10 protein-coding genes are annotated in these 20,673 nt (G+C 73.2%); 5 read left to right on the forward strand and 5 right to left on the reverse strand.

The window, feature by feature from the left end; genetic code table 11:
- Window positions 1–163 precede the first annotated feature (163 nt).
- From ABZ449_RS34220 to ABZ449_RS34230, 3 genes are read left to right on the forward strand one after another with little or no spacing between them, the layout of a single operon-like run.
- The gene (locus ABZ449_RS34220) at window positions 164–628 is read left to right on the forward strand and encodes a thioesterase family protein (protein WP_360353906.1); all 465 of its coding nucleotides are present in this window, start codon (window positions 164–166) and stop codon (window positions 626–628) included.
- Window positions 625–2,187, forward strand: coding sequence for a class I adenylate-forming enzyme family protein (locus tag ABZ449_RS34225; RefSeq protein ID WP_360353908.1), 1,563 nt, complete (start codon window positions 625–627; stop codon window positions 2,185–2,187). Before ABZ449_RS34220 ends, ABZ449_RS34225 begins: the two co-directional genes overlap by 4 nt.
- 1 nt (window position 2,188) lies before the next feature.
- Window positions 2,189–3,406 (forward strand): MFS transporter, encoded by a 1,218-nt coding sequence (locus tag ABZ449_RS34230; protein WP_360353909.1) that lies wholly within the window; start codon window positions 2,189–2,191, stop codon window positions 3,404–3,406.
- A 76-nt stretch (window positions 3,407–3,482) separates the two neighbouring features.
- Here ABZ449_RS34230 and ABZ449_RS34235 read toward each other — a convergent pair whose 3' ends face one another.
- Window positions 3,483–4,502, reverse strand: coding sequence for a helix-turn-helix transcriptional regulator (locus tag ABZ449_RS34235; protein WP_360353910.1), 1,020 nt, complete (start codon window positions 4,500–4,502; stop codon window positions 3,483–3,485).
- Between the two features lie 415 nt (window positions 4,503–4,917).
- Between ABZ449_RS34235 and ABZ449_RS34240 the strand changes: the two genes are divergently transcribed.
- Window positions 4,918–5,679 (forward strand): hypothetical protein, encoded by a 762-nt coding sequence (locus ABZ449_RS34240; RefSeq protein WP_360353912.1) that lies wholly within the window; start codon window positions 4,918–4,920, stop codon window positions 5,677–5,679.
- A gap of 49 nt (window positions 5,680–5,728) precedes the next feature.
- Here the strand turns inward: ABZ449_RS34240 and ABZ449_RS34245 are convergent, their stop codons facing one another.
- The 3 genes from ABZ449_RS34245 to ABZ449_RS34255 form a co-directional block, all read right to left on the reverse strand.
- On the reverse strand, window positions 5,729–11,317 hold the full coding sequence (locus ABZ449_RS34245) for an amino acid adenylation domain-containing protein (RefSeq protein WP_360353913.1): 5,589 nt from the start codon (window positions 11,315–11,317) through the stop codon (window positions 5,729–5,731).
- Window positions 11,314–16,422 carry an amino acid adenylation domain-containing protein gene (locus ABZ449_RS34250; RefSeq protein WP_360353915.1) on the reverse strand — a complete coding sequence of 1,703 codons (5,109 nt, stop codon included), beginning with the start codon at window positions 16,420–16,422 and terminating at the stop codon, window positions 11,314–11,316. Before ABZ449_RS34250 ends, ABZ449_RS34245 begins: the two co-directional genes overlap by 4 nt.
- A gap of 464 nt (window positions 16,423–16,886) precedes the next feature.
- Window positions 16,887–17,477 carry an RICIN domain-containing protein gene (locus tag ABZ449_RS34255; protein ID WP_360353916.1) on the reverse strand — a complete coding sequence of 197 codons (591 nt, stop codon included), beginning with the start codon at window positions 17,475–17,477 and terminating at the stop codon, window positions 16,887–16,889.
- 321 nt (window positions 17,478–17,798) lie between these two features.
- Here ABZ449_RS34255 and ABZ449_RS34260 point away from each other — a divergent pair, with 321 nt between their 5' ends.
- A complete protein-coding gene (locus tag ABZ449_RS34260) occupies window positions 17,799–18,683 on the forward strand; it encodes a methyltransferase domain-containing protein (protein WP_360353918.1) in 885 nt (294 codons plus the stop codon).
- Between the two features lie 118 nt (window positions 18,684–18,801).
- On the opposite strand, the gene ABZ449_RS34265 is transcribed toward ABZ449_RS34260, so the two are convergent.
- On the reverse strand, window positions 18,802–20,235 hold the full coding sequence (locus ABZ449_RS34265; protein WP_360353920.1) for an FAD-binding oxidoreductase: 1,434 nt from the start codon (window positions 20,233–20,235) through the stop codon (window positions 18,802–18,804).
- Between the last annotated feature and the right edge of the window lie 438 nt (window positions 20,236–20,673).

Consider the following 20,673-nt stretch of genomic DNA (forward strand, 5'->3'; position numbering starts at 1 on the left):
ATGATCCACCCTCGGGGCCGGAACCGGTTCAGACGTTCGAATCGACCGCTTCCTGCCAGCAGCACGGGCAGGAAATGGCAACTTCCTGCCAGCCGCGAGCCGGATCACCGGGAGCTGGGTGAGAGTGGCGGCGAAGATCGAGCTCGGAGAGGGAGACACGGTCATGCAGCCGGCCAGTCACGTACCGGAAGGCCGGCGGTTCCGGCTGGAACGCCAGATCTTCTTCCACCATTGCGACCCCGCCGGCATCGTCTTCTACCCGCAGTACCTGGTACTGCTGAACGAGGTGCAGGAGGCCTGGTTCCGCAACTGCCTCGGCGTCGACTACACCGCCCTGTTCACCAAGCGTCTGCTCGGCGTGCCGACCGTCCGGCTGGAGTGCGACTTCCTCGCACCCAGCCGCCTCGGCGACGTCCTGACGCTGGAGCTCGCGGTGGAGCGGGTCGGCACCAAGTCGCTCACCATCTGCTACGAGTACCGCGGCGCCGACGCCGGCGAGGTGCGTGCGCGGTTCAAGACGGTCCTGGTGTTCGCCTCCCTGGAGACGCACCGGGCCGTTCCCATTCCTGACGACATCCAGGCCGGCCTGCGGCACTGGCTCGCGACGAGGGGCGACAGCGAAGAATGAGCACCGGTCTGCTTGACGACGCCCGGCTCGGGGCCGGGAACCTCTTCCGCCTGGCCGCGGCCGCGACCAGGGGCACCGCGCAGAGCCGGATCGAACTGGACGTGCCGTACCTGACGCCCGGCGGCGAGCAGCTGCACGGGTTCACCCTGGACGAGCTGGACGAGCTGACCGACCGGGTGGCGGCCGGCTTCCACCACGACGGCATCCGGGCCAAGGATCCGGTGGCCGTCTTCCTCGACGAGAGCGTGCGGTACCTGGTCCACTACATCGCGCTGACCAAGCTCGGAGCGATCCCGGTCTTCCTGAACAGCTCGTTGGAGCCGGAGACCGCCCGCGCCTTCATCCAGCGGGTCGGCGCCGTGGCCGTGGTCTCGGACCCCCAGCGGCTGGCCAAGGACGCGCTGGACCTGCCGTACTACGAGGCGGACCCGTACTCGCCGGACCAGGTCACGTACTTCCGGCACACCGAGAACGACCCGGTGCTGATCGCCCACACCTCCGGCACCACCGGCGTGCCGAAGGCCGTGCAGTTCAACCACTTCGGCTTCTTCTTCGGCATCAGGCAGCAGTCCGGCGCGGACCTCGGCGAGCGCATCCTGTCCGTGCTGCCGCAGAGCCACGCCTCGGCGATCTCGGTGCTGATGTCCGGTGTGCTGCGCGGCTTGGACGTCATGCTCGCCACCGAGCGCTCCCCGAAGCGGCTGGTCGAGCGGTTCGCCGCCTTCCGCCCGCAGCTGGTGGTCGGATTCCCCAAGGTCTTCGTCGACCTCTGCCGGCTGGACCCGGACCCGGCGGACTTCGCGTCCATCTCGTACTGGATGTGCACCGGCGACGCCAACCACGAGCAGCACATCCGCAAGCTGGTCGCGCTCGGCAACCACACCGACCGCTCGGGGCAGCGGCGGCCCGGGTCCCTGTTCATCGACAACTTCGGCTCGTCCGAGTTCGGCTTCGCCATGTTCCGCCAGGTGCACACGCCGACCAGTGACCGCTACGGCCGCTGCATAGGCCGCCCGTTCCCCTGGATAGACGCCCAGGTCTTCGACGACCAGGACGAACCGCTGGGCCCGTTCGCGGTCGGCCGGCTCGGCCTCAAGTCGCCGACGGTGACGGCTGGTTACTGGAACAACTCGCTGCTCAGCGAGAAGAACCGGGTGCGCGGCTACTGGCTCACCGGTGACTTCGCCTTCCGCGACGAGGACGGCCGCTTCTACCACGTCGACCGCACCACGGACGCCATCACCACCAGCCGCGGCACGGTCTACAGCACCCAGACCGAGGAGCTGATCCTGCGTAACTTCCCCGGGCTGCAGGACTGTTCGCTGGTGAAGTCGGATGACACCGGGGAGCTGGTGCTGGCCGTCGAACCCGCCGACCCGGCCGCCGACCTGGACGAGCTGTTGACGCGGATCAACGAGACCCTGACCGCCGCCGACCTGCTGCCGGCCGACCGGATCCTCACCAAGGGGAGCGAGGAGTTCACCGGCGTGACCGGCAAGGCCCTCAAGCGGGCGATGCGCCTGACCTACGCTGCCGACGGAGCTCACGGACGACCCTGACATGGCAGTCGAGAAGACCCTCCAGCCGGGGCCGGGAGCCGCCGCGGGCGTCCCGGACCCCAGCCGACGGACCCGGGCCGCCTGGGTCGTGACCTGGCTGATGTGCACCGTGATCACGGGCGCCACCGTGCCCACCCCGATCTATCCGCTCTACGCGCACAGGCTCGGGCTCACCCCGCTGCTGGTGACGGCGGTGTTCGCCACCTACGCGCTCGGCACGCTGTGCACGCTGCTGCTGTTCGGCGGCATGTCGGACCGGATCGGCCGCCGCCCGATCCTGCTGGCAGCCCTCTGTCTGGGCCTGCTCAGCTGCGCCCTGTTCGCCGCCTCGCCCACCCTGCCCGGCATCCTGGGCGGGCGGCTGCTGTGCGGCTTCGCCGTGGGCCTGTCCTCCGGCACGGCGACGGCGTACCTCGGCGAGCTGCTGGCCGACCGACGCAAGGCGGCCCTGGTGGCCTCGGCAACCAACATGGCGGGCCTCGGCATCGGACCGATGCTCTCCGGCATCCTCATCCAGTACGGCCCCGGCCCGATGCTCCTTCCGTACCTGGTGCTGGCCGCCCTGCTACTGCCCGGGTTCGCCGTGCTCGCGCTGCCGGAGACCGTCGTGCGCGCCGCCGGCCCGGTCTCCCTCCGCCCGCAGCGCCTGCGCATCCCGGCCGAACACCGGTCGGCGTTCGCCTCCTCGGCGCTCGCCGCGCTCGGCTCGTTCGCGGCCCTCGGCCTGCTCGCCGCTCTGGCCGGCACCTTCCTGCGGGACGGCCTGCACATCACCAACCACCTGATGGTCGGTGTCGCCCCCTGCACCGCCTTCACAGCGGCCGCGCTGGCCCAGGTCTGGGGCAGCAGGGTCGCACCCCGGACAGGCGTCATCGTCGGCATGGCCGTCCTCCCGGCCGGGCTGGCGCTGATCGTCGCGGCGATCCCAGCCGTCTCGCTGTCGCTCTTCCTGGGCGGGGCGGTGGTCTTCGGCTCGGCCAGCGGACTCGCCTTCCGCTCCGGCCTGGCCCTGCTCTCCGCCAACGCCCGCCCCGACCAGGCCGGCCAACTGGTCTCCGGCTACTTCACCTCCGCCTACGTCGGGCTGTCCCTGCCAGTGGTCGGCACCGGGCTCCTGCTCGGCGCCACCACCCTGCTCAACACCGCCGCCGTCTTCACCGCCGCGGTGACGGCCGTCGCCCTGCTCTGCATCGTCCCGATCGCCCGCGCTCGCAGCTGACGGAGCGCCGGATCGATTCCCGGGCGGGTGGGTCCCGCCCGGAACGCGGATCAGCAGGTCCCACCCGGAACGCGGATCAGTGGATCTCCCGGTCCTGCAGCTGGTGCAGGAGGTAGCCGGCGTGCAGTCGGTTCTTCGCGCCGAGCCGCCGCATGATCTCGGAGATGTGGCGCTGGCAGGTGCGCATGGAGATCCCGAGGCGGCGCGCGATCGCGCGATCGTCGATGCCGTCCACCAGCAGGCTGACGATCATCGCCTTGGTGTCGTCCGACGCTATCTCCACCATGCTGCGGTCATAGCCGGGGGACAGCGGCAGCGCGCTCGACCAGGCGAACTCGAAGGCCGCGTGCATGAAGTCGACCACGCTCGGATCGCGCACCACCGCCGCGCTCAGCGGATCGTCGCGCAGCTCGATCAACGCGACCGTCCGATCGAAGATCATCAGGCGCACGAAGTCGTTGCTGGTGGTCCGCGCCTCCGCGCCCCGGCCGGTCACGTGCTCGACGAAGGTCAGCGTGGGCTGACTGTGTCTGGCGGGGTGCTGGTAGAGCGTGCGCAGCTTGACGCCGCGCGCCAGGAGTTCATCGGCGCGCTCCAGCGACTCCGCCAGGGCCCCCTGGTCCCGGGCCCCGCCGGGCTGGGAGGCGACCACCTCGTGCAGGCTCGCCGCCGCGAGCTCGGCTATCACGCCACGCGCCGCGCTGACACCCAGCACGGGCTCGATCGGCGACGACCGGGCACCACGGAGCACCTTCTCCTGATAGACGGCCACCAGGCCGGTGTAGGCGGACCAGAGCCGGTCGGCCTCCCGCTGCTGCCGCGCCAGATCCTGCAGCACCGGTGCCAGCATCCGGATGCGGGCGGCTTCCGGGGGCACCGCCACCAGCCGACCGGCATCGGCGGCACCGGCCCGCAGCAGCTTCAGCCTGAGCAATTCCGCTATCGCTCCATCGACTTGATTATCTGTCAGGTTCAGATCGAGCCCCGCCTCGGCGGGGGTCGGCGGAGAGGACTGCCGGAGCGTGAAGCCGTAGAGGATTTCGGCGGATTCACTGAGTGGCGCACGAGCCACGCCCGGAATTTCCTGATTTAACACGTGCTTTCTCCCTGGCGAATGTGTGCAGGCCGAAAGAAGATAGCCCAGGGCGATGGGAAGCGGTGCCTGCGACTGGGCATGCTGGAGTGGTTGCGGTTGATCACGAACCGACAACGAGAAGGACTCGAGGGGGGACCATCATGAGCATCGTCCGCCGGATGTTCGCAGCTGCCCTGGCCGACATCTCGACCACGACCGCGGGCTCGCCGCCCACGGACCTCGGCTGGGGCTGACAGCGCCGACCGGGCCGGCCCCGCACCCCTCGCTGCGGTGGCCGGGCCTCGGACCGCCCGGACGTCGCGCCCACCCGGGCCCCGCGCGTCCGACCGTTGGTCCCCACCTCCCACCACCGCCGACCGCCGGGCCGCCGCGCGCGCCCGGACGAGCTCGGCCATACGGACCTGCGGAGAGGCAATTGACCAGCATCGGAACGTCGTTCAAGAACCTCAACTCTCCCACCCTGCCGGCGCTGCGCGACCTGGCACTGCAGGTGGCGGAGATGGCCGGCCGGCTCTCCGGGGGCATCGCGAGCGGCCCCCGCCCCGACGCAACCGCCGAGGATGCCCACTCGGTCGCCGCGCGCCTGGTCCAGCAGTGCAGCCACCGCGTGGTCAGAGCCCAGACCAGCTACGCCGACGGGCCGCACGAGTTCAACGACCCGCTCCTGGACCGGCTGCACACCCAACTCCTGGCCCGGGGAGGCGAGGTCAGGATGCTGATCACCAGCACACTGCTCCAGGACGGGGAGACCCTGGCCAAACTGACCGAGCTCGCCACCGCCGGAGCGCGGATACGGGTCTCCCCCTGCGGGCTGCCCACCGCCGTGATCACCGACGGCTTGGTCGGCCTGCTGGCCTCGGACCGCAACGCGCCACTCACCGTGATCTCCGGTCCGGAGGCCGTCCAGGCCATCTCCCTCCTCCATGACGCCGTCTGGGCCCAGTCCACCGACCTCGCGGCCGCCCACCGGAGCTGGACGGCCGACGAATGCTCCGTGCGCGTCCTGCAGGCGATCAGCCAGGGCTACACCGACGAGCGGGCCGCCCGGGAGCTGGGCCTGTCGGTGCGCACCTACCGTCGGCACGTGGCCGCCCTGCTCACCCAGCTCGACGCCGGATCCCGGTTCCAGGCCGGCGTGCGGGCGGCCCAACTCGGCCTGATCGACGCGGCGGCCTGACCGGTGCCGGGCGCCCCTCACCCCGGCTTCCGCCGGGAGGCCGGTCCGATCACCGCCCCCCGCCGGGCAGGGCGCGGTCGGCCGCGGCCTGCAGGGTGTCGAGGTCCTCGGCGATCTCCGCACCGGCGACGGCGTCCGGCAGCTCGTCCTCCATGTACCGCAGGGGCCGGTAGCGCAGGCCCAGGACGGCCCAGGCGATCAGCAGCAGTCCGCAGGTGACGAGGAGCAGGCCGGTGCCGCGGCCCGGCCCGGTGCCGAGCACTCGGCCGACGGTGTCCGCCAGCACTCCTCCCGGGTCGAGCAGACCGGAGAACCACTCGGCGAGGGGTGGGGCGGTGAGGAAGGCCAGCGGGGTCATGGCGACGGCGAGCATCTGGTTAGTGGCGAGCACCCGGCCCTGGAGCTCCGGGCCGACCTTGAGCTGGATGATGGCCAGCCAGTGCGCGTTGAGGATGCTCATGGACGCCCACCAGACGAGTGCGCCCACGGCCGCCAGCGTCACCGACGGACGCAGGCCGACCAGGACGACGCCCAGGCCGACCCCGCCCACGAATCCCACCATGCCGGTCGCCCGCCGCGCGGTACCGCCCCACAGCGCCACGATCAGGCTGCCCGCCACGGCCCCCGCGCCGCCGAGGGCGGTGACCACGCCCACCGCCGTGGTGCCGCTGAAGGAGAGCACGCTCGGGACCACCAGCGTCACCGCGAGCGTGCCCAGGTAGTTCTCCACCATGAAGAACACGATCATGACCATCAGCGGACGCCGCCGGATCAGGAACCGCCAGCCGCCGACGACGGTCCGGGCGAAGGTCTCCTGCTGCCGGCGGAAGAGCCGGTCGGGGAAGCGCACCCACAGCAGCGCGGCCAGGCCGACGAGGAACGACGCGACGTCCACGGCCACCACCCAGGGCAGGCCGACCAGCCCGATCAGCGCGCCGCCGGCCAGTGGGGCGATCAGCGTCCCCAGGCCGGCACCGAGGTTGGCCAGCCCGTTGGCCTGCACCAGGTAGGGCTTGGGGACGAGCTGGGCGACGGCGGCCAGGTAGGCCGGTCGCCGGAACGCCGTCACCAGCGACATGACGCCCACGATCAGACCGACCTGCCAGAGCGCCAGGCTGCCGCTCCACAGTGCGGCCACCAGGGACACCGTGGCGGTCGCGGAGACGGCGTCGCAGGTGAGCATGACCCGGCGGCGGTCGATCCGGTCCGCCACCGCGCCGCCCAGCGGCGCCGCGACGATCGCCGGGAGCATGGCGAGCATGCTGATCAGCGCGTAGTCGAGGACCCGCCCGCTGCGCTGGTAGGCCCAGACGCCGAGGGCGAACGAGGTCAACGCACTGCCGATCAGGGAGACCGTCTGGCCCGCGGCGACGACGTAGAAGTCCCGGAGGTCACGTTGCGCCCTCCGGCCGACGACCGTGACGTCGGCGACCGGCTCCGGCAGCAGGCCGCCGGCCCAGGCGCCGAGCCGCTCGCCGATCAGCGCGGCGAGCTGGGCGGCCTGGTGCTTGAGGAAGTAGTGGCCCGCCCTGGGGAGGGTGGCCAGCTCGACCCGGTCGGCGAAGGCTCCCCACTCCGTGAACCGCTCCTCGTAGAGCTCGGTGGACCGGTCGCGTTCGCCGATCACGCAGAGCACCGGGGCGCGCAGCCTGCGGGCGTCCGGCCTGGTCAGTTCACCGGTGAACCAGCCCTGCGCCTGGTCCACGTCGTGCCGCAGGGCGCGCAGCATGGTCCGCTGTGCCGCTTCGGCCACCTCGGCCGTTTCCCCGTCACCGTCGCCGTCGTCATCCATGCCGCCGAGGGTGCGCAGGAAGTCCCGGTAGGCCCGGTCCGAGGTCCAGCGGGTGGCCGGGAACCTGCTGCGCAGCCAGGTCGACAGACGCCCCGGCAGTCGCGCGCCGGGAAAGCTCCCGCCGACCAGCAGGCCCGTCACCGGGACACCCTCGGCCTCCAGGCGCAGCGCCAGTTCGGTGGCCGCGGCCGAGCCGACACAGTGGCCGTACACCGCCACCGGGCCGACGCGGCCACCCGTCCCCGGGGCGGAGTCGGCCGGCTCGGCCAGCTCGGCGACGACCCGGTCGATCAGCACGGTCAGCGGGAGCAGCGGCTCGTCCGGCCGTGCCGGATCGTGTCCCGGCAGTTCCACCGCCAGCACGGCCGCGCCGGGGATCGCCGTGGCCAGTTCCGTGGCGAGCGGGCCGTAGGCGGCCGCCGAACCGCCGCCGTAGGGGAGGCACACCACGGTGACGGTCGGGAGTCGGCCGGGCGGGGGGCCCGCGAGCCGGTGCAGCAGGCGGCGCTCGCCGTCGGGCCCGTCCGCTGCTGCCGCGTCGAGGAACGCGGCCAGCTCGCGAACGGTCGGCCGGGTGAACAGGTCGATCACCCGTAGCGTCGGGTCGATCGCCCGCACGGCGCGCACCGCCCGGAAGGAGTCCCCGCCGAGGGCGAAGAAGTCGTCGTCGATGCCGATGCCGTCGGCGGTGTCCAGGTCGAGGACCTGTGCCCAGACGTGTGCGACGCGCACTTCGGTCGGCGTGCCCGGGGCGATGTGCTCGGTACTCGCCGCCGGCTCGGGGGCGGGCAGGGCCGACCGGTCCACCTTTCCGTTGGGGTTGAGCGGCAGTGCGGGGAGCACGACGATCGCCGAGGGCACCATGTAGTCGGGCAGTCGCTCGCGCAAGGCCGTGCGCACGCGTGCCACGTCCACGCCGGACGCCGGCGCCGCGGGGGTCACCCAGGCGGCGAGCCGCCTGACGTGGGCCTCGCCGACCGGCAGGACCACGGCTTCGGCGATCTCGGGCAGGTCACGCAGCGCGGTGGCGACCTCGCCCGGTTCCACCCGGAAGCCGCGGATCTTGACCTGGTCGTCGATCCGGCCGAGGAACTCGAACAGGCCGGCCGCGGTCAGCCGGACCCGGTCTCCGGAGCGGTAGCACCGCGCGGTGCCGGTCACCGGGTCGGGGACGAAGCGCTCGTCGGTCAGGTCGGGGCGGCCGAAGTAGCCGCGCGCCACGCTCGGCCCGCCGATCCACAGCTCGCCGGGCACCCCGGCGGGCAGCGGCCGGCCGCCGGGGTCGACCACGTAGCAGTCCACGTCGGCGAGTGGTCGACCGATCGCAACCGTCCCCGAACGCCGGGCCGGCGGGGTCTCCTCCACCGCGCAGCCGAGCACGGACACCGTGGTCTCGGTGGGGCCGTAGTGCACCTGCACGGCCAGCTCGGGCCGCGCGGTCCGGATCCTGGCCACCAGGTCCCAGGAGCACGCCTCTCCCGCGAGGACGAGCAGCTTGCGGGGCAGCACGCGGCCGAGGTCCCCGTGAGCGGCGAGCAGTTCCAGGTGGCTCGGCACCATCTTGACCGCGTCGACCGGGTGCGCCTCCAGGTACTCCCCGTACGCCTCCGGGTCGGTGGCCACCTCACGGTCCACCAGGTGCACCGTGCCGCCGGTGGTCAGCGCGCCGAACAGGTTGGTCATGCCGAGGTCGGCCGCGTGGGTCGACACCAGGGCGAACGAGCCCCCCGCGACACCGCAGCCGGTCAGTCGCTCCGTCACCGCGTGCAGATAGTGCACGATCTGCCGGTGCTCGACGGTGACGCCCTTGGGGCGGCCGGTCGAGCCCGAGGTGAAGATCAGGTAGGCCGGCCCGGCCGGGTCGACGGCCACGCCCGGTGCTCCGCCGGGCTGTTCCGGTGACGAATCCGGGGCGGACGGATCGTACGGGTCGGACGGGTCGGACGGGTCGTCGAGGATCAGCAGCTCTGCGGGGGTGCCGGCGATGTCCGCACTGCGCCCCGGGAGGCGCTGGGCGAACTCCCGTTCCACGAGGACGAATCGCGCGCCCGCCGTCGACAGGATGTCGGCCAGCCGGTCGTCCGGGTACGCGGGGTCGAGGGGCAGGTAGATCGCGCCGGCTTTGAGGGTGGCGAGCAGGGCGACCACGAGCGGTGTCCGGCGGTCGGCCAGGACGGCGACCGGTTCCTGCGGTCCGACCCCGGCCGCGAGCAGCCGGTGCGCGAGCCGGTTCGCCCGCCGGTCCAGCTGTCCGTAGGTGAGTTCACCATCGGGGCCCACGACGGCCGTCGCGTCGGGCCGTTCGGCCGCCCAGCGCTCGACCAGCGCGTGCAGCGGCTGCTCCAGGTCGAACTGCCGGCGCGGCCCGGACAGCAGCGGTCCGTCCACCGGTTCCACGGCCACCTCGCGCACGGGGCGGTCGAGATCGGACAGCACGCCGTCCAGCAGGACCGCGTACCACTCGGTGATCCGCCGGGCGGTGTGCCGCTCGAAGAGGTCGGTGCGGTAGATCAGCGATCCCTCGTAGGTGTCGCCGGTGTCGCCGGTGCCGCTCGAGGAGGTGGCCGCGAAGGCCAGGTTCAGGTCGAACTTGGCCGTTGTCGCCGGCGGTGCGAAGACCCTCGCCGTCAGGCCCGGAAAGCGCGGCGCCGGCGTCGGGGTGTCGATCACGTTGAGGAGGACCTGGAAGATCGGCGTGGTGGAGAGGTCGCGAGCCGGGCGCAGCCGGTCCACGATCCGCTCGAACGGGACCTCGGTGCGGGCGAAGGCCTCCAGCGCCACGTCGCGCACCCGGGTCAGCAGCTCCCGGCCGCTCGGCCCGCCCGACAGGTCGGTCCGCATGGTCAGGGTGTTGATGAAGAAACCGACGGTGTGCTCGGTGTCGGGATGCCGTCGTCCCGCCTCGGGCACGCCGACCGGCACGTCGTCGACGCCCGACAGCCGGGCCAGCAGTTCCTGCCAGACCGCGAGCAGCACCATGAACGGCGTGCAGCCGACCTCGGCAGCCCGCCCGCGCACCTTGGCGGTCAGGGCGGCCGGAAGGATCACCGGCACTTCCGCGCCCGTCCGGTCCGCGATCGGTGGGCGGGGCAGGTCGGTGGGCAGGTCCAGGACCGGCTCCATACCGGACAGCGCCTGGACCCACCAGGCCAGGTCGGTCTCCGCGCGGTCCCCTTCCTCCGGCCGCCGGGAGAGCCAGTGCGCGTAGTCCGCGTACTGGACCGGTGGCGGTGCCGGAGGCTCGGCCAGCCCGAACCGCGCCGAGTAGAGTGCCGCCAGTTCCGCCACCGCGACCGTCCTCGACCAGGCGTCGAAGGCGATGTGGTGGACCGTCAGTGCCAGGACGTGCTCGTCGGTGCCGAGCCGGAGCAGCGTCGCCCGCAAGGGCGGTTCCACGGCCAGGTCGAACGGCCTGCGCAGGTCCTCGATCAGGCGGCGGTCCAGCGACTCCCGCTCCCCCGGCCCGGTCAGATCGACCTCGGTCAGCGGCACCGCGTCCGCCGGGCCCGCCACCGCCGCCGGCTCGCCGTCGGTCTCGAGGATCAGGCTCCGAAGGACCTGGTGTCTTTCGGCGAGGTCCCGCACCGCCCCCAGCAGCGCCGTACGGTCCACGGGGCCGTGCAGGTGCAGGGCGACGGGGATGTGGTACGCGGTGCTCTCCGGATCCAGCTGGGTGAGGAACCACAGCCGTGCCTGTGCGGCCGACAGCGGGGCCGGGGCGCCCGCGTCCGGCCGGACGGGTATCGCCGGGGTGCTGCGGGCCGCGGTGCGGCGGGCCGAGGCGAGCCGGGCCCGCAGGGCGTTGGTGAGCTGGGGGTCCCGCCGCTCGGCGGACACCTCGGTCATGCGGCACCGCCTCTGGTGGCGGAGGCCGGGGTGGCGAGTTCGGCCGGGTCGGCTGGTTCAGCGCGGGCTGGTTCAGCGAGGTCGGCCGATTCGGCGAGGTCGGCCAGCAGCAGGGCCTCCAGCGCGGCGGCGTAGTCGGCCAGGACCGGGTGTTCGAACATCAGGCGCACCGGCAGCGCGAAGTCCAGCGCCGCCATCAGCCGGCCCGCGACCCGGGTGGCCGCCAGCGAATGCCCGCCGAGCGCGAAGAAGTCGTCGTGGGCGCCGACTTCGGCGACTTCGAGCACGGCCTCCCACACCTCGGCCACCAGCAGTTCGGCATCGGTGCGCGGGGCGATCCGTTCGCGGCCGGATTCGCGGCCGGGTGCCGGGAGGGCGCCCCGGTTCACCTTGCCCGAGGCCGTCAGGGGCAGGGTGTCGAGGACGACCCACCGCCGGGGCACCATGTGGCCCGGGACACGGGTGTGCAGGCGCTCCTCCACCGCGAGCGTGTCGAGGGCGTCCGCGGTCGCCGCCGTGGGGTCCACCGCGAGGTAGCCGACCAGGTGGGCGTCGGCTCCGGCGCCGAGGACCACGACCGCCGCGTCCACGACCGCCGGCTCCGCGCGCAGGGCGGTCTCGATCTCGCCGAGTTCGATCCGGTGGCCGCGCAGCTTCACCTGCTGGTCACGGCGGCCCAGGAAGTCGAGGGTGCCTCCCCCAGCCTCCGGCCGGCGGGACCCCCACGGCCGCCAGCGGGCCAGATCCCCCGTCCGGTAGCGCATCGCGCCCGGTGCGAACGGATCCGCGGTGAACGCCGCCGCGGTCGCCTCGGGCCGGTTCCGGTAGCCCCGGGCGACGCCCGCGCCACCGATCCACAGCTCTCCCGTGGCTCCCGGCGGCACCAACCGGCCCATGGCGTCCAGCACGTAGGCCGTCTCCCCGGCCAACGGGCGGCCGATCGGCACCGTCTCGCCGACGGGAGCCTCCACCCGCGCCATGGTCGAGTAGACCGTGCTCTCGGTGGGCCCGTAGGCGTTCCACAATTCGCCTGTCCTCGCCAGGAGTTCGCGCGCCAGCCCAGGGTCCATCGGCTCGCCGATGCTGACGACGCGCACCGCTGGTCCCGACCACTCGGCGGCGACCAGCATCCGAAGCGTGGTCGGCGTGGCGGTCATCAGCGTCACCCCGGCCCGGTCGATGAACCGCGAGACGGCATACCCGTCCACCGCGGCCTTGCGGTCCAGCATCGCCAGCCGGAGTCCGCAGGCCAGGCTGACCCAGAGTTCGAACCCGAACACGTCGAAGGCCGGTGACGTGAGACCCAGCATCACGTCGTCGGGTCGGATGCCCGGCCTGACCCGCATCGCGGCCACGAAGGCCGCCAGGTTCGCGTGAGTGACCTCCACGCCCTTGGGCCGGCCGGTCGAACCGGAGGTGTACAGCACGTAGGCCAGATCCTCGGGCGCCGCCTCGGGCAGCCTCGTGGGCCCGGGGTCGGTCAGGGCGCCCAGGTCGAGAACACCGACGCCGACCGATTCGCCCAGCTCGCCCGCCAGCACGAGGGTCTCCTCGGCGGCGAGGACGACGGTTGCCCCGGAGTCGGCGAGTTGGCCGCGCAGCCGTTCGGTGGGCTGGTCCGGCTCCAGGGGAACGTAGGCCGCACCGGCTCGCAGGACGCCGAGCAGGGCCGCGGGCAGGTACCGGTCGCGGGGAAGGCAGACCCCCACGGTGAAGGCCGCCGCTGGTGCTGCCGCCGGCTCGGCCGCTCTCCTCGCGAGCAGGGCCGCGGCCACTCGCCGGGACCGTTCGGCCAGTTCCGCGTAGCCGAGTTCGCCGGCCGCGTCGGAGGTGGCCACCGAGGTCGGCCGCAGGGCGGCCTGCTCGAGAACGGCCGCCACCACCGTCTGCGGAGCGCCGGCGGGCAGCGGCGCTCCGGTGCCGGCGGCGAGCAGCGCGGCCTTCTCCGCCCCGCTCACCAACTCCAGGGCCGACAGCGGAAGGTCCGGATCGGCCGCCGCGGCGCGCAGGACTCCGAGCAGCCGGTCGGCGAACGCCTCGGCGTCGGCCGGACCGAACCGGTCCACGTCGTACTCGATCTGAAGCTCGGGCCCGCGCACCGTCTCGTTGACGAACACGGTCAGCGCCGCCTGCGTCCCGCCGCTGGCCACCTCGCCGAGCAGCTCCAGACGAACGCCGTCGTGCTCCACCGCCACCGGGAGGCCGGCCGGCTGGAGCGAGAGCACGACCGGGGTGCCCAGCGTTCCCCGGGGGTGTTCGATGCCGGCCGCCTCGAAGGCCTCCTGCACGGTGAACCCCGGATGGTCCATGACGCGGGCGGTCGTGGCGGAGGCACGGCCGACGGCGCTCCGGAAGGACAGTCCCTCCGCCAGCCTCAGCCTGATCGGCATGATGCCGACCAGCGGCCCGACGACCGCCTCCAGCTCGGGGTGCGCCCGGTGCGCCACGGCTGCGCCCAGGACGACGTCGGACCGGCCGGTGAGGCCGGCGACCAGCACACCGAGCGCGGTCAGGAACATCGAGAACGGCGTGGATCCGCAGTCGGCCGCGAGCTCGCGCAGCATCGCCGCCGTCTCGGCGTCGAGGGGGCGGGCCAGCCGTTCGCCGACCAGTCGACCGGGCCCGGCGGGCTCGGCGGAGAGGAGGTCGTGCGGCGGGACGGCGTCCGCCAGCTCCCGGGCCCAGAAGGCCCGCAGCTCCTCGGCCCGGTCGGGCCCGGCGGCCAGCGCGCGCTCGTGCAGCGCGATGTCGCCGACCTGGACGGGCGGCGGCGTGCTGTCCGGGCCGCCGCTCGACCGGTGGTCCGCCCCACCGCCCAGGCTGCCGACCAGCTCCGCCATCAGGACGCCGATCGACCAGCCGTCGAACGCCACGTGGTCGGTCACGACGACCAGTTCGGCGGTGTCGTCGTCGAGCCGGAGCAGAGTGGCCCTGAGGAGCGGTGTCTCGGTGGCGAGGTCGAAGGCGTGGCCCGCGGCCGCGCGCGTCAGCTCGGCCGCCCGGCTCGCCCGCTCCGCCTCGGGCGCTCCCCTGAGATCGTGCTCCTCGAACGGCACCGGGGCCGGCGGGCGGACCAGCGCCACCGGTTCGTCGTCCGCTCCCCGACCGGAGGCGGAGGCGTCCACCACGACGCCGGCCGGCACGACGCTGCGCAGCACCTCGTGCCGCTCGGCCACCGCGTCCAGCGCGGCCCGTAGCCGCGCCGTGCCCGGCAGTCCGCGCAGGCCCAGTCGGAAGGCGATGGTCGTGGCGTGCTCGGCGGAACTGACCTGCCGCAGCAGCCACATCCCCTGCTGCGCGGACGTCAGTGGGTAACTGTCCCGCCCGGCGTGACGGACCAACGCGGGCTCGGGCCCGGTGCCCGGGCCGTCGGCCGATGCGGCGTGCAGCAGCGAGGCGAGTCCGGCGACGGTGGGCGCGGCGAGGAAGCCCGCCAGCGAGACGGCCGTCCCGAAGTCGCGGCCCAGGACGGCGCAGACGCGAGCGGCCGCGAGGGAGTGGCCGCCGAGCGCGCCGAAGTCGTCGTGGATGCCGACATCCGGCAGGCCGAGGACACCGGCGACGATCTCCGCGACCCGCTGCTCGGTGTCGGTGCGCGGGGCGGCGTACTCGGTGTCGACCCCGCGGCCGAACTCCACCGCGGCCAGCGCGGCGCGATCGGCCTTGCCGGTCGGACCGACGGGCAGGCGGTCCAGGACGGCGATCCGGGAGGGAACCAGGTGGTCCGGCAGCCTGTCCCGCAGCCAGGCACGCAGCCGCGGCTCGGTGAGCGTCCGGTCGGCCGACTCCGCGTAGGCCACCAGCTGCCGGGTGCCGTCCTCGTCGGCCGGCGCCAGCACCACGGCGTGCCGGACGGCCGGGTGCCCCGCGAGCGTCGCCTGGACCTCGCCCGGCTCGATCCGGAAGCCGCGGACCTTCACCTGGTCGTCGATCCGCCCGGCGAAGTGGTGGAGCCCGTCCGCCCGTCGGACCAGGTCGCCGGTCCGGTAGTGCCGGACTCCGGCCGCATCCGTGACGAACCGTTCGGCCGTCAGCTCCGGCCTGGCCAGATAGCCCCGGCTGACCAGCGGACCGGACACCCAGAGTTCCCCGACCTCGCCGTCGCCGAGCGGGTTCCCGGCGCGGTCACGTATCGAGAGGCCGCTCTGCGCGTAGGGCGAGCCGATCGGCGGTTCCTCCCGCCCGGCTCGGGGTACCTCGTGGGTCACGCAGCTGACGGTGCATTCGGTCGGGCCGTAGCTCTGGACGACCCGTCGTACGCCGGCGTTGGCGTAGATCCGGTCCGCCAGGGCCCGGGTGAGCGGTTCTCCGCCCGCGCGGACGGTGCGCACGCCCGTCGGCAGCGGCTCACGGACGAGCGCGGCCAGCACGGACGGCGTCCCGTACACCATCGTGACCTGGTCCCGCGCGGGCAGGGCGGGCAGCGCGAGCAGGTTGTCGGCCAGGATCACCGTCCCGCCGCAGAGCAGCGGGAGGAAGACCTGGGTGACCGACGGGTCGAAGCAGACGGACGTCGCGGCCAGCATCCCGCGGAGTTCGTCGGCCGAGTACACGGACGACTCCCACCGCAGCAGGGCCGTCACGTTGCGGTGCTCGACCACCACGCCCTTGGGCCGGCCGGTCGAACCCGAGGTGTACATCACGTACGCGGCGTCCGTCGGCTCGCCGGAAACGTCGAGGGCTGCGCGGTCGTCGGCACCCGGGACCACCGTCTCGACGAGCAGCAGGTCCACGCCGGTGGCCGGGAGGACGTCGCCGCGGCGATCGAGGACGGCCGCCGAGGAGATCAGGTGGGAGATCCCGGCGTCCGTGGCGATGAACTCCAGGCGGCTCGCCGGGTAGACCGGGTCCAGCGGCACGTAGGCCGCGCCGGACTTCCAGACCCCCAGCAGCGCCGGGATCAGCCACTCGTCGCGGTCCAGGCAGACGCCCACCAGCGACCCCCGCCCGACGCCCAGGCGGCGCAGCTCGCGGGCCACGGCGGTGGCCCTGCGGTCGAGCTCCGCGTACGTGGTCCGGACCGACTGCGCCACCACGGCGATGTCGTCCGGGGTCCGTCTCGCCTGTTCCTCGAATGCCCGATGAACCCGGCCGATCCTGGACATGCTCGCCGACGTCACTGTCGATCCCCCTCATGAACTTCTTTGCACCGGAATCATTTTTGTCAAGTCTTTTGTGCAAGCGCCTTTTGAGCAGCGGTCAGACATTGCTGCCGCGTGCGCTCAGGCGGCCCGAGAAGGTCAGCTCGAAGGCGTTCGGGGCGGGCTTCCAGCGGCGCGCCCACCGTACTTGGCCGTCTCCGGTGGGGTCTAGAGCTGTGATCGACTTGTCAGTCGAGGCCCGTCCCGACCGGGAGGACACTGCGGTGAGCACGTCATCTCCGAGGTCGCGAACTGACGTGTCATCAACAATTCGGAATCGAGCCGGCACTGGCTGGCCGAGCCCTGCCGGGAGGTGCGGAGGCGGAGGCGGAGCCGGTCGAGATCCGGAGGCCGACCGATCGCGGGTCCACGGTGTCGGCCCCGCACTCTCCGGAAGGAGCGTGCGGGGCCGACGGGTTGCCGTGTGATCAGCCGGCGAACCGCCAGATGTGGTCGTCGTAACCTTCGTAGACGCCGCCGTGCCACGAGCTGTCGTAGCAGGGGTACACGGTCAGGGGCAGGTCGTTGGCCCGATCGCTTCCGTCGCCGGCCCAGCCGGCGACGTCCAGGCAGAGGTTGTTCTTGTAGTTGACGATCTCGTAGCCCCCGTTGCCGACGATGTCGACGAGGTACCACTCCTGGTTGTCGTTCTCGGGGTTGGCGTTGCAGGTGTAGACGGACACGTGGGCGCCGGCCGGAGCGGCGCCGTAGTCGGGCAGGTCGAGGCAGTAGCCGCTCTTGTAGTTGGCGAACTGGTACAGGGCCCGCCCGTCGACGGTGCGGGTCTGCTCCAGGTTCCACATCTGGTTGTCGTACACGCCGAACGTGCAGTTGTACTGGCTGACCTGGGTGTCGAGCGGGTTCCAGCCGTAGCCCGGCAGATCGGCGCACTTCCCCGTGGTGACGTTCTCGAGCGCTACGGTCTGGAGATACGTGGCCGCGTGCGCGTTGGACCCGAAGGAGAGCGGGAGCAGCGCCGCGACGCCGGCGGCGGCAAGGAGGCGGGCGACTTTGGGCATTGGCATGAGGATTCCCCCATCGTGGGTGGTTTGGGCGGGAATTCCGTGCGGGTATTGCCTGGCTCCGACAGAGCTGCGTTCGGGCACGAGGATAGGGGCATCGAATGCCGTGCGAACCGTCAAGGATTCGATGACGGCCGGAAATGATTGCGCGACCGAAAGGTGCCGGTGATCCAGGTCGACCCGGGCGCGCGGTCCAGGCGCGACCTGACGAAGCATCAGAGGATGTCGTGACCGGCGTGCGGGGTTTCGCCGGCGGTGTGAGACATCCCTCTCCCGTCGTCGTGGCGCTGATGGCCCCGGAAGGTCGACCATGGATCCATGACTTCCACGCCCCGCCCTCCACACCTCGGTGACCGACCGGATCCGACCGATCCGACCGGGACTGCCGCACCCGGTGAAGAGTCCGCTCCCGCCCGCGGATATCTGCTGGACAACGCACGCGCCGAGGCGGGCGAGCGATTCGTCTGGCTGGCCGAGCTGTTCGACGGTGTGACGCGCGGGCACTTCGAGCGACTCGGGGTCGGGGCCGGCTCGCGCTGCTGGGAAGTGGGGGCCGGTGGCCCCGGCATCCCGGAGGCGCTCGCGGCGGTCGTCGGGGACACCGGGCACGTGCTGGCCACGGACCTCGACCCGTCGTGGCTGAAGGAAGGCGACGGGTACGAGGTGCGCCGGCACGACATCGCCGCCGATCCGGCCCCGGAGCCCGGGACGTTCGACCTGGTGCACGCCCGGCTCGTGCTGGTCCATGTACCCGACCGGGCGCGCGCGTTGGCCACGATGGCGGCAGCGCTGCGGCCCGGCGGCTGGCTGCTGGTCGAGGACGCCGACACCGCGCTGCAGCCACTGGCGTGCCTGGACGACAGCGGCCCCGCGCAGCGGCGGGCCAACCGGCTGCGCGACGCGGTCCGGGAGCTGCTGGCGCGCCGCGGCGCCGACCTGCGCTACGGCCGGACACTGCCGCGGGCCCTGCGTGAGGCCGGCTTGGTGGATGTCGCAGCGTCGGGCTCCTTCCCGGTCGGCGGGACGGCCTGCGACCGGCTGGAGGCGGCGACCATCCGGCACGTGCGCGGCGAGCTGCTCGCGGCAGGCCTGGCCGACGACGCCGAGATCGACGCGCACCTGGCGGCCATCCACGCGGGCGAACTCGATCTGACGCTCGCACCGCTGATCTCGGCCTGGGGACGCCGTCCGGCACTCGGGTAGGGCCGGGCGGCCGACGCGCCGGCCGCGCTGGCCACGCTGGCCACGCTGGCCACGCTGGCCACGCCGAAGCTGACGAGCACCTCGGGCGCCCGCGGTCGGCGCGGCCGTACCGGCGCGCTCAGCCCACCGTCCGGCCGAGGTGGCGCGTGATGAGCGCGGCCAGGCCGGGGCCGTGCTCGTAGGCGAGGGGCGCGAGGTCGGGCGGAAGGACGAAGCCGTCGGGGAGCCGGGCGTAGGCGGCGGCGAGCTGCTGCCGGTAGGCGTCCGCGAGGGCGTCGGGCCAGGCGCCGGTGAGCGGTGGCCGCATGCGGGATTCGGCCGCGAGCGCCCGGTGTTGGACGACGGCTTCCTCGACGGCCGCCTCCCGGGTCCAGTCGGCGATCGGCGCCCGGTCGGGCCGCCAAGGGGCGAGCCAGGAACTGGGACGGCCGTCCAGGATCGCGGCGGCGAGTTCCCGGGCGATCAGCGGCGAGGCGTGCAGGCCGTCGCGGTGGGTGCCGGTGGCGATCCACAGCCCGGGGCGGGCGGTGGGCCCGAGGAGGGGGTGGCCGTCGAGGCCGACCGGTCGGTTGCCGTGGTGCAGGCGGCGCACCCTGGCCGTGGCGAGCCCGTGGTGGAGCTGACCGAGCGCGGAGTCGAGGAGGAAGCGCAGCGCGCCGGCGCCCGGTTCACCGCCCGGGGTGAGCGCGGGTGCGGCCGAGGCGCCCACGTACCAGGTGCCGTCGGCCTGGGGAACGGTGTGCAGGCCGCAGGCGTACGCCCGGTTGGGGGTGCGCAGTACGGCGGTCAGCGGGGCGGGGGCGGTGAGGGTGACGGCGGTGCCTTCGGCCGCGACCACCGGCAGGACGGGCAGGTGCGGGTCGAGCGCGTCGAGCAGCGGCGTCGTCCAGGCTCCGGCGGCGAGCACCAGGGCGGGCGCGGTGACGGTCGCGTCCTTCGTGTGCAGCGCGTAGCCGGGCCCGGCGGTCCTCACCCTGCCCGCCGGGACGCGGTCGACGTTCGGCAGCGCGGCGAGTGCGGCGTCAAGGGTGGCGAGCCAGCGCCGGCTGTCGAGGTAGGCCTCCGCGGGCAGGTGGAGGGCGCGCAGCGCGCGGTCGTTGTCCAGGGGGCGGTGTCCCGGAAGGACGGAGGGCTCGACCTCCTCGACCGGTAGGGCGTGGTCGCGCCCGGCCGTACGGATGGCGGCGAAGGACTGCTCGTCGATCGGGCTGGAGACGGCGTTGAGCAGGACGAACGTCCCGCTGCCGTACCCGTCGCGGGCCGGTGCGCGCCGGCCGGCCGTCTCGCGGACCCGCTCGCGCCAGTCCGGCCAGCGTTCGGCCGCCGCGACGGCCAGGGCGAGGCGCAGCCGTCCGTGCGGGGTGCGCAGCCCGGACGCCGTGACCTCCCCGAGCACGCCGAGCATCGCGCCCGCGGCCCGGGACGCCCCGGCCGCCCGCCGGCCCGACAGTGCGACGCGCACCCCGGGATCCGCGGTGGCGAGGGCGAAGGCGACCGACCGGCCCAACACCCCGTCGCCCACCACCAGTACGTCCGCCGTAGCCGGCCTCATCGTGCCCTCCCGTCACCCCGTCCACTCCGGTGCTATCCCTGTCCACCGTCGGCGGTCGCTACGCCCTGCGGCCCGATGGCGTCCGCCCCGGCTGCGGGTCCGCGGACAGGGGATACTGCCGGGGCCGCCCGGACACGACCGCCTGACACCCCCTGTCCTGCACCACCTCCAAGACCACCTGGTACGCGCTGGCCCCTGACACCCTGCCCCGGTCTCTCCCGGCATCTCCCGGCATCGACCTGTCCATACATGATTGAATTCGCCGAACTCCAATCATGACTGAACAGTGTGGCCCCAGATCGCGCAGGCGTACAGCGAAAGGTGATCGCATGAGCACGGTTGGCCGTACTGCCCTGGCCGGCGCCCGACTGGTCCTGCCCGGCGGCGTCGTCGAGGGCGACCGCCTCGCCGTCGAGGGCGAGCGCATCGCCGCCCTCG

This window comes from Kitasatospora sp. NPDC005856, from assembly GCF_040629945.1.
Taxonomy (GTDB): domain Bacteria; phylum Actinomycetota; class Actinomycetes; order Streptomycetales; family Streptomycetaceae; genus Kitasatospora.